Origin of the sequence: Agrobacterium sp. OT33, from assembly GCF_017313365.1 — a bacterium.
GTDB lineage: Bacteria > Pseudomonadota > Alphaproteobacteria > Rhizobiales > Rhizobiaceae > Agrobacterium > Agrobacterium rhizogenes_A.
The window spans coordinates 465,084-478,545 of the sequence record NZ_JAFLMZ010000002.1 but is presented as its reverse complement, the minus strand read 5'-3'; the positions used below and the strand labels follow the sequence as shown (position 1 = coordinate 478,545).

14 protein-coding genes and 1 tRNA gene are annotated in these 13,462 nt (G+C 60.3%); 6 read left to right on the top strand and 9 right to left on the bottom strand.

The features are described from left to right. Window positions 1-63: 63 nt before the first annotated feature. Window positions 64-1,236: a D-alanyl-D-alanine carboxypeptidase family protein gene (locus JZX88_RS06525; RefSeq protein ID WP_065115596.1), complete on the bottom strand. Its 1,173-nt coding sequence runs from the start codon at window positions 1,234-1,236 to the stop codon at window positions 64-66. A gap of 74 nt (window positions 1,237-1,310) precedes the next feature. Further along, the gene (locus JZX88_RS06520) at window positions 1,311-2,399 is read right to left on the bottom strand and encodes a septal ring lytic transglycosylase RlpA family protein (protein WP_206913026.1); all 1,089 of its coding nucleotides are present in this window, start codon (window positions 2,397-2,399) and stop codon (window positions 1,311-1,313) included. A gap of 318 nt (window positions 2,400-2,717) precedes the next feature. Here JZX88_RS06520 and JZX88_RS06515 point away from each other — a divergent pair, with 318 nt between their 5' ends. Further along, complete coding sequence (locus tag JZX88_RS06515) at window positions 2,718-3,068, top strand: hypothetical protein (RefSeq protein WP_206913024.1); 351 nt, start codon at window positions 2,718-2,720, stop codon at window positions 3,066-3,068. A gap of 149 nt (window positions 3,069-3,217) precedes the next feature. Here JZX88_RS06515 and JZX88_RS06510 read toward each other — a convergent pair. The 4 genes from JZX88_RS06510 to JZX88_RS06495 all read right to left on the bottom strand — a co-directional run bounded on the left by JZX88_RS06510 (window position 3,218) and on the right by JZX88_RS06495 (window position 4,471). Further along, window positions 3,218-3,307: transfer RNA gene (locus JZX88_RS06510), tRNA-Ser, on the bottom strand. An 88-nt stretch (window positions 3,308-3,395) separates the two neighbouring features. Next, complete coding sequence (locus JZX88_RS06505) at window positions 3,396-3,548, bottom strand: hypothetical protein (RefSeq protein WP_162854489.1); 153 nt, start codon at window positions 3,546-3,548, stop codon at window positions 3,396-3,398. A gap of 416 nt (window positions 3,549-3,964) precedes the next feature. Next, window positions 3,965-4,192: a hypothetical protein gene (locus tag JZX88_RS06500; protein WP_206913022.1), complete on the bottom strand. Its 228-nt coding sequence runs from the start codon at window positions 4,190-4,192 to the stop codon at window positions 3,965-3,967. Between the two features lie 15 nt (window positions 4,193-4,207). Then, the gene (locus tag JZX88_RS06495; RefSeq protein ID WP_065115600.1) at window positions 4,208-4,471 is read right to left on the bottom strand and encodes a hypothetical protein; all 264 of its coding nucleotides are present in this window, start codon (window positions 4,469-4,471) and stop codon (window positions 4,208-4,210) included. 136 nt (window positions 4,472-4,607) lie between these two features. Between JZX88_RS06495 and JZX88_RS06490 the strand changes: the two genes are divergently transcribed. From JZX88_RS06490 to JZX88_RS06480, 3 genes are all read left to right on the top strand, one after another. Beyond that, window positions 4,608-5,327, top strand: coding sequence for a hypothetical protein (locus JZX88_RS06490; protein WP_206913020.1), 720 nt, complete (start codon window positions 4,608-4,610; stop codon window positions 5,325-5,327). Between the two features lie 139 nt (window positions 5,328-5,466). Then, window positions 5,467-6,945 carry a D-alanyl-D-alanine carboxypeptidase gene (locus JZX88_RS06485; protein WP_206913018.1) on the top strand — a complete coding sequence of 493 codons (1,479 nt, stop codon included), beginning with the start codon at window positions 5,467-5,469 and terminating at the stop codon, window positions 6,943-6,945. An 83-nt stretch (window positions 6,946-7,028) separates the two neighbouring features. Continuing rightward, window positions 7,029-7,289, top strand: a complete 261-nt coding sequence (locus JZX88_RS06480) for a hypothetical protein (protein ID WP_065115603.1) — start codon at window positions 7,029-7,031, stop codon at window positions 7,287-7,289. Window positions 7,290-7,380: 91 nt separating this feature from the next. Here JZX88_RS06480 and gyrA read toward each other — a convergent pair whose 3' ends face one another. Continuing rightward, window positions 7,381-10,173, bottom strand: coding sequence for a DNA gyrase subunit A (gyrA, locus tag JZX88_RS06475; protein ID WP_110760423.1), 2,793 nt, complete (start codon window positions 10,171-10,173; stop codon window positions 7,381-7,383). 216 nt (window positions 10,174-10,389) lie between these two features. Between gyrA and JZX88_RS06470 the strand changes: the two genes are divergently transcribed. Both JZX88_RS06470 and JZX88_RS06465 read left to right on the top strand, forming a co-directional pair. Then, window positions 10,390-11,019 carry a MarC family protein gene (locus tag JZX88_RS06470; RefSeq protein ID WP_110760424.1) on the top strand — a complete coding sequence of 210 codons (630 nt, stop codon included), beginning with the start codon at window positions 10,390-10,392 and terminating at the stop codon, window positions 11,017-11,019. Between the two features lie 132 nt (window positions 11,020-11,151). Next, on the top strand, window positions 11,152-12,300 hold the full coding sequence (locus tag JZX88_RS06465; RefSeq protein WP_110760425.1) for an HPP family protein: 1,149 nt from the start codon (window positions 11,152-11,154) through the stop codon (window positions 12,298-12,300). A 55-nt stretch (window positions 12,301-12,355) separates the two neighbouring features. Here JZX88_RS06465 and JZX88_RS06460 read toward each other — a convergent pair whose 3' ends face one another. Beyond that, a complete protein-coding gene (locus JZX88_RS06460) occupies window positions 12,356-12,625 on the bottom strand; it encodes a hypothetical protein (RefSeq protein ID WP_206913016.1) in 270 nt (89 codons plus the stop codon). Window positions 12,626-12,664: 39 nt separating this feature from the next. Continuing rightward, complete coding sequence (locus JZX88_RS06455; protein WP_065115608.1) at window positions 12,665-13,246, bottom strand: single-stranded DNA-binding protein; 582 nt, start codon at window positions 13,244-13,246, stop codon at window positions 12,665-12,667. Window positions 13,247-13,462: the final 216 nt, after the last annotated feature.

Sequence of the window (13,462 nt, the reverse complement as noted above, 5' to 3'; positions counted from 1 at the left end):
GCTTTTCAGAAAATCCGGTGCCTGAACAAAAGCATAGAGGAAAGTGGCGCAAAGCGCGGATTTTCAGAGCCAGAACAGCAGCAGTTCCTTCAAAGCACCCGCCGCATTCTGGGTCAGCGAGCCCTTGCCGACCGAACCCTTGGTATAAAGCGGCACTTCGCGCAGCAAGCGCTCGCCGGAAAAAACCTTGAGCGTTCCCGCATTGGCGCCAGCGTCCAGCGGCGCGTTCAATGGCCAGCGATAGACAATCCGTCCGGAAATTCGTTCCGGATTGTTGACCGGCACCAGCACGCTGACATCTTCCTTCGGCGAGAGATCGACATAGGACGCATCGCCGCCATAGACGCTCACCGACCCCACCACTTCATCCTTGCTGAAAAGATGGCGCTTTTCAAAGGCCGTCAGGCCCCAGTCCACCACACGACGGGCTTCCTCCTGCCGTGTCTTGTCGTCAGTCATGCCTGACAGCGCCAGATAGACCCGCCGCCCCTCGCGCTCGGCCGAAATGACGGCGGCAAAACCGCTGCCTTCGGCAAAACCGAGCCCGAGGCCGTCTATACCGCTGCCCGGCATCAGCAGCGAGTTCTTGTTACGCTGAAAAATCCGGTTCCATTCGAAATCGGGCTTGGTGAAAAGCGCGTAACGGTCGGGATAGGTATCATGCAGATGCTGGGCAAGGCGCACCATGTCCCTGGCGGTGGTCCTGTTGCCCGGATCGGGAAGCCCCGTGGAATTGGTAAAGGTGCTGCGGCTCATGCCAAGCGCACCGGCCCGCTCCGTCATGCGCTTGGCAAAGGCCGCGTCGGATCCCGCCATGCCTTCGGCGATGATGATGCAGCCATCATTGGCATTCTGCACGATGATGCCGGTCAGCAGATCATTGACGCTGACGGAGGATTTCAGCGCCGCGAACATGGTCGAGGTTCGCGACGGCGCACCGCCCGTGCGCCAGGCATATTCCGAGACGGGATAAGCGGTCTCCGGCGTCACCTGCCCTTTTGACAAGGCATCCAGCACCACCTCCACGGTCAGGAGCTTGGCGAGCGATGCGGGCGGAAAGGGCTGATCCTCATTTTGGGAAAGAAGTACCGTGCCGGTCTCGGCATCGATCATATAGGCCTGTTCGGCCTTGGCGATGAAGGGCGCCGTCTGCGATTGCGCCGTACCGGCGCTGAAAAACGCAAAGGCGGCCGCCGCGACGACCGACCGATAGGAGCGATGAATGGCTTTGCGCATGAAACCGCCCAGTCCTGCCTGCCGTAACCGGCTGCCCGCGATGAAGGCGAGAAGCAGCCGTATTCTTCAATTCGTCAGCGCGACTTCGCCTGCTGACGCTTCACATGGGCGAGTATCGATTGCTCGTTGAGCGCGCCACGATCGACGAGCACGCTGTCAAAGGCGCGTGCCGTTCTGGAGACCGTAGCGGATTCCTCCGAATAGGCCGCCGCATATTTGGAGGACGGGGTCGGCACGCGCAGATAGTTGCCGCCGGGTGCTGCCGGCTCACGCAGGAAATTGCCTTCCGGCCGCTCGGCGAGGAAGGGCCCGATTTCCGGCAGGATCGCGAATTGCTCGAAAGCCGGTGCCGGGCCGTTGACCAGCGGCATGGCCTGCAGAGCCGCACTCTTCTTGGAGCCGACCAGCGCCGTCTGCGTCGAACCGCTATAATTCGGGTTCGATGCAGGAGCCGGAACGAAATTCGGAGACGCCGAAGCCACCATGACGCCCGTGGCGATCTGCCCTTCCGGCGCCACGCCCGGCGAGCGCGACCCCTTCGGAACATAGGATGCCATCAGATAGGGCATGTCGTGTCCGTCAAGCGGCGCGCGGCCGGCATATTGCACGCGCACATTCGCCGTACCGGTAGCCTTCATGTCGAGCAGATCGGCCGTCTTGCTGGAAACGTCGATCAGGCGCCCTTCATGGAATGGCCCGCGATCGTTGACGCGCACCAGAACGGAAGCGCCATTTTCCATGTTGGTGACACGCGCATAGCTCGGCAGGGGAAATGTCGGATGTGCGGCAGAAAGATGTTCTTTGTCGTAAACTTCGCCATTCGCCGTCAGGCGGCCGTGGAAGGCTGAACCGTACCAGGAGGCAAGACCGGTCTTGTTGTAACCCGGCTCCTCTTTCGGAAAATAACGGCGGCCCTTCACGGTATAGGCATTGCCGATCAGCTCTCGCCCGCCGCCCTTGGGAATGCTCCTGCCATCGGCGACACGCGGGCTGGCTTTGACGCCATATTCCGACTCGGAAAAATATTCCTTGCTGCGCTTGGGTTTGGGCTTGGTTTCAGACGTGGTGGAACACGACGCCGTTGCGGCGCAAAGCACGGAAATTGCAAGCCACTTCGCACCCGATCTGGTGCTGATGCCGAGTTTCTTGACCGTAGAATTCAAATCGTCTGCCCCACGCTGCTATTGGCTCGGAGAACCGCACCCTCACTTGCCTCGATTATTTGCCCCTGCCATCGAAGCACCTAACAGTCGCTTAATCTTGTGCATAACGTGGCGAAAATGCGAACGACTTTTGCAAATTCGATAAAATTGTAACGAACGTGGTTAATGATCTGTATCTTTTCGGGGTGTCCGTCAGGCACATTTCCCCTGCCCGTTCCTTCCCTCCGCAACTCCATCCCGAGGAACAAACCGGTCGCAACCGCGTTTCCTCCGCGCAGATAAACGAGCTTTCCGCCGGTTTAGGCTGAGGGAGGAAACATGATCAAGTCGATTAAAACCACGGGCAAAACCGCAGGCCTTGCGCTCATTCTCGCAATGGCCTCCGTCGCGGCACCCATTCCCGCAAGCGCACAGGATATGGAATTGAGGATCGGCCCGGACGGCGTCCGCCCTGTCATCCGCGATCGTGATCGTGATCGCGACCGTCGTGGCCAGCCACGTATGCGCGGCTGCAGCGAGCGCGAAGCCCGCGCCGCGGCCCGTGACGCCGGCCTGCGCGATCCGGAAGTGGTTCGTGTCACACCCGGCCGCGTCGTGGTTGAAGGCTTCACACGCCGCGGACCAAGCCGCATTACCTTCGCCAACGAACGCGGCTGCCCGGAAATCTGAGGTCGGGACGCTTCTTAAACCGTGGAGCCCGCCAATAAGGCGGGTTCTTCATGTCAGGGGATACGGGAAATATGCCGATGGCGTAACGACAAGCACGCGGCGGACAATAACCCGACCCACGACGTTTTGTGTTCGTCTTCATGGATATATGGCAGATGGGGTGGGATTCGAACCCACGGTACGCTCTCACGCACGCCGGTTTTCAAGACCGGTTCCTTAAACCACTCGGACACCCATCCTTTGGTGGTGAGGCTTTATAACGGTTTGAAAAAGGCCGTCAATCCCGCCCGCGCAAGCCGCCCTGGTCCTCCTGTTTCCGTTGACTTGTCATTGTCCTGGCGTCGTTGCCGGCGGCAGCAGCGATCCCTCGCCTGAGGGAACATTCGGAACCTGCTGAGCCGAATCAAACAGGGTCAGGCTGAGAACAATTGCAACAAGCACCAGCAACAGCGCCACGAAGAAAATTCCGGATTTGTCCATGCGTCTGCTCATGTCCGGTTATGTTAGGGTGGAATATGGGGAATTCGAGGCAACAGGCAGAATCGAAAAGCATGTGGCGCCGATTGTCTGTTCGCTTTCGTCGTTTTGCAACCGGCGAAGGATCTCTCTGGCCCTTCAGCCACGGCAACCCGTCATCCAGCTCCTCCGCGTGACGCCCCCTCCTCAACTTCGCAATGAGCAAAATTTATGCGCCGGCGTACTGTTTGGGACGGAAATGGCCTATCACGTCAGCACTATTGTCGCTTATATAGTCACATCGCTCCCGGGCATTGCCCAACTTTCCCCGAGCGATCAACCTGCCCCGCCATCTGCGGGGCTTTTTTTTGGCGTCGCTTATAGAGGACGCCCGGCCAAGACAGGCCACGCCAGCGCACGCACCTTATACCTTTTATCGCTTAAACGCCGATGCCCGGTCCGCCGTCACCGTGCCGTCCTCCATCCCGGAGAATATCCTCGAACAGGTTGAGCAGCGCCCGCGGCAAGGTGTCGGAAAGTTCGGCAATGATTTCGTTGGCGCGATTATAGGAATAGATGGCGCAGAGCGTCAGAACCAGGAGCAATATCCACGGCCAGATCGGCTTGCGCCGCTGCGGCTCCCCGTTCGGTTGTTGCGGTAACGTCATTCCGGCACCTTCCGTTCAGGCCTTGACGCGCGGTTCGCCTCCCGGCGCATAGGCGGTTTTCTGCAGGAAACGGAATATATTGCCGCATTGCGCGCAGCGGATCATGAAATCCGTCGGATCGCCCGAGGCGCGTTCCGTGCGAAATCCCCGGGGCATGTCATCGATGCGAAAATCGACGTCACGGCGGGTTTTGTCATCCGATTCCGACACTTCGGCGAAACCCTGATGGCCGCATTTGGAACATTCGAGTTTCCGGGAATATCTGTCGCGCGCTGCCATATGCCGTCCTCTGCTTGTCGCTATCAGGTAACAGCGGCAAAACATCATTTCAATGGCGATCGCCGCAGGTTAAAGCTTTGTCAGCCCATTTCCGGCCCGGAAACCGCATTGGCGGCAAGAGCGAATTTGGAGGCCCATGCAAAACGAAAGCCCCCTGTTTTCATCGTCTCTGATGCGCCGCGTCGCCGTCATTGCCGGAATCCTCCTCATTGTCGTCATCGTGCTCAATGTCGGCATCAAATGGTACGGCGAACGGATTCTCAAGGCGGGCCATACGACGGCAACCGATACGGTGGAGATCACCATCGGCAACGACCGGCTGAAACTTGCGAAAAATACGCTGCGCATGCCCGCCGACCGCCAGGGTGGCGAACAGGAACGGATCGATCTTTACCTCACCTGGCCCGACCTCAAGGGATATGAGGATGCGAATCGCGCCGCATTCGATGATCCAGCTCACGTGACGAGACTGATCTTTATCCAGCTGTCACAAAGCACCATGTCGCAGGATATGTCGGGCCGTTTCTGGCCGATCTATGCCCGGTTGACACAGGGAGAGCCCGTGCCGCTGAAGCACGGCCTGCTGCTGCACCGTCTGCGGCCGGATTCGGGTTACGGCAAGGAGGTCGTATTGACCGGACGGCGCGAGGGCGAGAGCGATTACGTCGTGCGCTGCCTGCTGCCGCAAAAGCCCGAGGAAACAACGGGCAGCGATTGCCAGAGGGATATCCATGTCGGCCAGGATCTCACCCTGTTCTACCGTTTTTCCGCAAGCCTGCTGCCGCAATGGCAAAAGCTCGACGCGGATGTGAAGGCTTATGTCGAACAGCGCCTCTTAAAAGACGGAAATACGTGAAACGCCATGGCACAGATTGCGCGCCAAAAGTCGCATTTTATGGAAGGCGGATACCTTTCATAAACCACTTGGTAACGCCATCCCGATAAAGTTTCTTCCCGGAGCAATCGGGCGGGGCGTGTCCGAGCGGAATAGAAATATGCGATTGAAGAGTTCAGCAGTGTTGAAAAGTCTATCTGGGGCACATTCGCGCAAGGCGGGTGCGACGTCTTTTGTAAGGTTTCTGGCGTTGACCCTTGCTGCGGCGTTCATAACCGCAACATCCGTTGGCACCGCGCAGGCCGATCCGAAATATGCGGGCATCGTCATCGACGCCAAGACCGGCAAGGTTCTTTACGGCGAGGATCCGGATGGTTTGCGTTATCCCGCTTCGCTGACGAAGATGATGACGCTTTATCTGACGTTCGAGGCGCTGAGCGCCGGCCGTATCTCGCTGGATTCGAAAGTGCCTGTGTCGGCCAATGCCGCCAAGGAGCCGCCATCCAAGCTCGGTGTGCGCGCCGGTGGCAGCATCACCGTCGAGCAGGCAATCCTCGCGCTCGTCACCCGCTCCGCCAACGACATGGCAACCGCACTTGGTGAATATCTCGGCGGCTCGGAAGACCGTTTCGCCAGAATGATGACCGCCAAGGCCCGCGCACTCGGCATGACCCGTACGACCTATCGCAACGCCAACGGCCTGCCCAACACGGCGCAGATGACGACGGCGCGTGACCAGGCCCGCCTCGGCATCGCCCTTCGTCAGCATTATCCGCAATATTACGGCTATTTCTCCACCCGTACCTTCAATTTCGGCAAGCAGGTCATCGGCAATCACAACCGCCTGGTCGGAACCGTCAGGGGCGTGGACGGTATCAAGACCGGTTACACCCGTGCAGCCGGCAGCAATCTTGCAACCTCGGCGCAGATCGATGGCCGCTCCATCGTCGCCGTCGTCCTTGGTGGCCGCTCCAGCGCCGCCCGTGACGCCACGATGCGCAAGCTCGTTGCAACCTATCTTCCGCAGGCCTCCCGCGGTGGCAACAGCAACCTGATCGCACAGACGCGGTCCGCGCCGATCGAGGAACCGGTCGCCGTGGCGGCAGCCGTTCCCTCCGTTGCAGTTGCCGCGACCGATTCCGGTCTGCCGCATGCAGGCCCGGTACCGCAGGCCCGTTATGAGGAAGCACCGGTCACGGCCTTTGCCGCCTCCTCTTCCAACGCCGCAGTAAAGGCCATGGAAGCCGCCACCTGGCAGAAGGGCAAGGACCCGATCGTTCAGGCGCCCATCCCACCGGACCGCAAGTTGATCACCAACTCGACCAAGGTGGACAATATCGTCACGGCTTCCGTCGCCTCCCCTTCGGTTTCGGCCAGGTCCGAGGCTCCGCAGGCCGGCTGGGTGATCCAGATCGGCGCATCGCCGGATGAAAACTCCGCCCGCGGCCTGTTGCAGAGCACCCAGGAAAAAGGCGGCGCGGCCCTGCGCTCCGCAAAACCCTTCACGGTGGCCTTCAGCAAGGACGGCTCCCAGATCTACCGTGCCCGTTTCGGCGGCTTTGATGGCCAGAACGCCGCGGTAAATGCATGCAATGCATTGAAAAAGAAAGGCGTCAGCTGCTGGGCGTCGCTCCAGTAAGAGACGTTTCCGCAGGCGGTGTTTCATTCCCGACGCATCGCCTGTCTCCTCGAATTGTGTAATGTGTAGCGAGGCTTTCCAAGATGGCAGTCAACGAGAATTATTCGGACATTGCGTCTGGCAACGGGCAAAGCAGCCTGTCGGTTCTGCATCCCATTCACGAGGCGGCGATGCGTATCGCCGATCTCGGTCTCAACCGCTCCAAGGCGAAGACGCGTGATCTCGTCAGCCTGCTTCTGTCGCATGGCGCCCGCGCATGGCGCGCCAATCAGCCGGAAGCCAGCATCCACCTTCACGTCGCCCGCCGTTCCGGACGCGCACCGATCCATATGCGTATCCGGTAAAAGACACCAACCACAAGACAAGCCAAAGAAAAACCCCGCGGTGCCTGTGCGCCGCGGGGTTTTTATTAGTGGGTGGAGGAAACGAGGCGGCTTATGCCTCGCTCTCCGGCGCCTCAGGCGCATCCAACACAGAGCCGTCCGCTTCTTCGCCATTACCATTGTCGGCTTCGTCGTCGCCCTCAGGCTCGTTGATGCGCTCCACGGAAACCACCTTCTCATCTTTCGCGGTGGAGAAGATGGTGACACCCTTGGTGGCGCGGCTGGCGATGCGGATACCGTTTACCGGTACGCGGATAAGCTGGCCGCCATCGGAAACGAGCATGATCTGGTCGCCTTCGTCGACGGGGAATGCCGCAACGAGTTCGCCGATCTCGGCCGTCTTCGAAGTGTCGGTGGCACGGATACCCTTGCCGCCGCGACCCGATGTGCGGAAATCATAGGAGGACGAGCGCTTGCCGAAACCCTTCACCGAAACCGTCAGCACGAATTCCTCGCGTGCCTTCAGCTCCTGATAACGCTCTTCGCTCAGCTCACCCTCTTCCGTCACTTCCTCGCCAACGAGTGCAATATCTTCCTCGTCGACACCAGCGGCACGCCGTTCGGCTGCCGAGCGCTTGAGGTAGGCGGCACGTTCCCACGGCTCAGCCTCCACATGGCCGACAATGGTCATGGAGATGATGCGATCGCCTTCGGCCATGTTGATGCCGCGCACGCCGACCGAATTGCGTCCGGCAAAGACACGTACATCGTCCACGGGGAAGCGGATGCACTGGCCAAGCGCGGTCGTCAGCAGCACGTCGTCGCGGTCCGTACAGGTTTCGACGGAGAGGATTTCATCGCCCTCCTCATCGAGCTTCATGGCGATCTTGCCATTGCGGTTGACCTGCACGAAATCGCCGAGCTTGTTGCGGCGAACCGTGCCGCGCGTGGTCGAGAACATCACATCAAGCGTTTCCCAGGTGCTTTCGTCCTCGGGCAGCGGCATGATGGTGGTGATGCGCTCGCCGGGCTCCAGCGGCAGCATGTTGATAAGGGCCTTGCCCTTGGACTGCGGCGTGCCGATCGGCAGGCGCCAGACCTTCTCCTTGTAGACAATGCCACGCGAGGAGAAGAACAGCACCGGCGTATGGGTGTTGGCCACGAAGAGACGGTTGACGAAATCCTCGTCGCGCGTCGCCATGCCGGAACGCCCCTTGCCGCCGCGACGCTGTGCGCGATAGGTGGTCAGCGGCACGCGCTTGATATAGCCGAGATGCGAGACGGTGACGACCATGTCTTCACGGGCGATGAGGTCTTCATCATCCATGTCCGGGCCACCCTCGACGATCTCGGAGCGGCGCGGCGTGCCGAATTCGTCGCGGACGGCGCCGAGCTCGTCCTTGACGATCTGCTGGATGCGCAGGCGCGAGGACAGGATTTCCAGATATTCGCTGATTTCCGCGCCGATCTTGTTCAGCTCGTCGCCGATTTCATCGCGGCCGAGTGCCGTCAGGCGGGCAAGGCGCAATTCGAGAATGGCGCGTGCCTGCTCTTCGGAGAGATTGTAGGTGCCGTCATCATTGATGCGGTGGCGCGGATCGTCGATGAGACGGATCAGGCTTTCCACATCCTGCGCCGGCCAGCGCCGCGTCATCAGCTCTTCGCGCGCCGAAGCCGGGTCGGGCGCATGCCGGATGACGCGGATGACCTCGTCGATATTGGCAACGGCGATTGCAAGACCGACCAACACATGCGCACGTTCGCGCGCCTTGCGCAGCAGATATTTGGTGCGGCGGCTGACGACATCCTCACGGAATGCGACGAAGGCGCGCAACATGTCCAGCAGCGTCATCTGCTCGGGCTTGCCGCCGTTCAGCGCCACCATGTTGCAGCCGAAAGAGGTCTGCAGCGGCGTGTAGCGATAAAGCTGGTTCAGGATGACATCGGCATTGGCGTCGCGCTTCAGCTCCACCACGACGCGGTAACCCTGCCGGTCGGATTCGTCGCGCAGATCGGAAATGCCCTCGATGCGCTTTTCCTTGACCAGTTCGGCCATCTTCTCGATCATCGACGCCTTGTTCACCTGATAGGGAACCTCGGTGATGATGATCTGCTCGCGGTCGCCGCGCATCGGCTCGATGGTCGCACGGCCGCGCATGATGACCGATCCGCGTCCCGTCTCATAAGCCGATCGGATGCCGGAACGGCCCATGATTAACGCGCCGGTCGGGAAATCCGGTCCGGGAATGATCTGCATCAGCTCCGGCAATTCGATCGCCGGATTTTCGATGAGCGCGATACAGCCGTCGATGACTTCGGACAGATTGTGCGGCGGAATGTTGGTGGCCATGCCGACGGCGATGCCGCCTGCCCCGTTGACCAGCAGGTTCGGGAACTTCGCCGGAATGACGACCGGTTCCTGCAGCGTGCCGTCATAGTTGTCGCGGAAATCGACCGTTTCCTTGTCGAGGTCGTCGAGCAGCGAATGCGCGGCCTTTTCCAGACGGCATTCGGTATAACGCTCGGCCGCCGGCGGGTCACCGTCGATGGAGCCGAAATTGCCCTGGCCGTCGATCAGCGGCAGGCGGAGCGACCAGTCCTGCGCCATACGCGCCAGCGCGTCGTAGATCGCCATGTTGCCGTGCGGGTGGAATTTACCCATCACGTCACCGGTGACGCGGGCGCACTTGACGTATTTCTTGTTCCAGTCGATGCCGAGTTCGGACATGCCGTAGAGAATACGGCGATGAACCGGCTTCAGGCCGTCTCGCACATCGGGAAGCGCGCGGGACACGATAACGCTCATGGCGTAATCGAGATACGACCGCTGCATTTCCTCCATGATGGAAATCGGTTCAATGCCTGGCGGAAGCTTTCCGCCGCCGGGGGGGCTCTGGTCAGTCAAAACGGATCACATTCTCTGTTAAGAATCGGATGGATTTTTATAGCGGAAACAGCCACGTTAAGCCAATTTCCCGGCGAGTTTTGAACAGGCTTTTGCGTCATTTGCAAGACGAGCGCCGCTTTTCACGATTTAGCCCGGCAAAAGCGCGCCGCTCCCTTTCAAAGTGCTGGCGACTTGCGTAGGCTTGCGTCTAAAAACAAAACCGACGGGGAAAGAATGGCCAGCAGCGAAACGCTCATCAACGCGCTTACCACACTTCTGGTCACGCTCGATCCGCCGGGGCTTGCGCCCGTCTTTCTGGCGCTGACCGCCGGCATGACGCGCGACCAGCGCAGCCAGGTGGCGCTGCGCGGCTCCATCATCGCCTTCGGCATCCTCGCCGTCTTTGCCCTTTTCGGCCTTGCCATCCTCAACCTGCTCGGCATTTCGCTTGGCGCCTTCCGCATCGCCGGCGGCCTTCTGCTGTTCTGGATTTCCTTCGAGATGATTTTCGAGAAGCGTCAGGAGCGCAAGGAAAAGACCTCCGAGATCGCCATCACCAAGGACCACCTTCACAATCTGGCGGTCTTTCCGCTGGCGCTCCCCCTGATCGCCGGACCGGGCGCCATTTCCGCCACCGTCCTTCTCGCCGGAACGATGAAGACCACCATCGAGATGGTCGTGCTCATCCTGATCCTCGCTTTCGCCATGGCTCTTGTCTACGCGGCCCTCATCGTTTCGGAGCGTATGGACCGGTTTCTCGGCAATACCGGTCGCGCCATCCTCACCCGGCTGCTCGGCGTTCTGCTTGCGGCGCTTTCCGTGCAATTCGTGGTCGACGGCATAAAATCGGCCTTCGCTTTCTGAGCCGCCCACGCGTGGCGAGACCTGCGCAATAAATTCCTGCCAATCGTTGAAATGCAGGAAAATCCTCCCTTTAAATCCGGCTGCCGCTTCGGCTAAAAGACGCATGTTTTTTCGGATTCGAAAGTTATCTCCATGCGTTCCACGCTGCGCCGCCTGATCCCGGATGCCGCACCCGTCAGTAACAGGGAAAGGCTGCGCTCCGCGACCGGCGCCTTCGTCGGCATTCTGCTGACCGGTCTTCTGGGTAGCCTCGCTCTTCGTTTCGACCCAACCCTGCCCGCCATGATCGCGCCGATGGGCGCATCGGCCGTGCTTTTATTCGCGGTCCCCTCTAGCCCGCTGGCCCAGCCCTGGTCCATCCTGTGCGGCAATCTCGTATCGGCTTTCGTGGGGGTGACGGTGGCGCTGCTCCTTCCGGACCCATTCCTCGCCAGCGCCCTTGCCATCAGCCTCGCCATCGCCGCCATGATGGCGCTGCGCTGCCTGCACCCGCCAAGCGGCGCGGTGGCGCTGACGGCCGTTCTCGGCGGCCCCGCGGTGCACAGCCTCGGATACGGTTTCCTGCTGTGGCCGGTCGCCGGAAATTCGCTGATCCTTCTTGCGCTCGCGCTCGCCTACAACAATGCCACCGGCCGCGCCTATCCGCATGGCCTGAAGCTTGGAAAGGCCGCCCACGGCACCACCGATCCGACGCCTATCCAGAAAATCGGCTTTTCCTCCACCGATCTCGATGAGGTGCTGAAGGAATATGACGAGGTTCTCGATATCGATCGTGACGAACTGGAAACCATCCTGCGCAAAACCGAGCTGCGCTCCTGGCGGCGCCGCGCGCTGCATCTCGATTGCGCCAGCGTCATGTCGCGCGATGTCGTCGGCGTCGCCCCTGAGGACAGCCTGCGCCACGCCCATGCGCTGATGCACAGCCATCATTTCAAGGCACTGCCGGTCACCAATGACAGGGCGGAAATCGTCGGCATCGTTACCCAGACGGATTTTCTGGAAAAGGCAAGCTGGAGAAACGGTCGCCCGTCGATCGGTTTCCTGCAGCGGCTGCGCCTCATCTTCTCAGGCGCAAGTGCTCCCAACGATACCGTCAAGGACATCATGACTTCACCCGTGAGAACCGTGCGGCCGGAAACCTCGATCGAGGAAGCCATCATCCGCTTTGCGGAGGAAGGGTTGCATTATCTGCCGGTGATCGATGCCAGGGGCAAGATGGTGGGCATCGTGTCGCAATCCGACGTCATGGTTGCGATGCTGGCGGACAAGGTCGCGGCATAGCCTGCCGCGATACCGAAGTGCCTGCCTCTCCCTGGGGGGCGGCAAGACGGGGCGGTTAGCGTCTCGCCTTCAGGAGACGCTGCCATAGCGTGCCGCCAAAGAACCGTCCGAGCACGACGAAATAGGCGATGATCAGCGCAAAGGCGACAAAGGCGGGCACGCCATTCAGGGCAAAACCCTGTGGCGTGCGCCCGCCAGCAACCGCTGCGACGAGAAATCCGGCGGCGAAAAACGCCGTCCAGAAATCAAGGAAGAAAGCGAGAATGATGCGCCAGGTAGCCGGTTGTTTTGTCGCCGGCTGTTTCGGTGCGAATTCGTCACTCATGCCTGTCTCCTGTCACGCCTTTACGTATTCGCCGTCCGCTCAGAACGGGATATCGTCGTCCATGTCGTTGGAGAAGCCGCCGGAAGGCTGGCCGCCGCCCCGCGAAGAGCTGCCGCGCGACGAAGACTGCTGGTCGTAACCGCCGCCATAACCCGAGCCACCGCCGCTGCCATAGTCATTGCCACCGCCGAAATCACCGCCGCCGCTGCGGCCGCCGCCACCTTCGCCACGACCGTCGAGCATCGTCAGCGTGGAGTTGAAGCCCTGCAGCACGATTTCGGTGGAGTAGCGGTCGTTGCCGGTCTGGTCCTGCCATTTGCGCGTCTGCAGCTGGCCTTCGATATAGAGCTTGGCGCCCTTCTTGACATATTGCTCGACGACCTTGCACAGGCCTTCGTTGAAAACCACGACGGTATGCCATTCGGTCTTCTCACGGCGCTCGCCGCTGTTGCGGTCGCGCCAGGTCTCCGAAGTGGCTATGCGCAGGTTGGCGATCGGGCGGCCATCCTGCGTCCGGCGGATTTCGGGATCGGCGCCCACGTTTCCGATCAGAATTACCTTGTTTACGCTACCAGCCATCTCGTCATCCTGTCCGCCAGCCATCATGACCGGCAATTGCATTTCAAAAAATTCGCCACACAATAGCTGCCGCTGCCCGCAAAGGGCACCGCAAGCATGGAACTATCCACAAAGAATAATCTTATGCTGCGGGAGCAGACATTCGCGCTTGCAATTCGTTCCTTTTTTGTTCTATTAAATCGCAGATTTCGAGTCAAGCATTCCGAAAAGCTGCGACCGATTGGGAATAGACCTCGACACGTCCGGCTGCGTCACTAC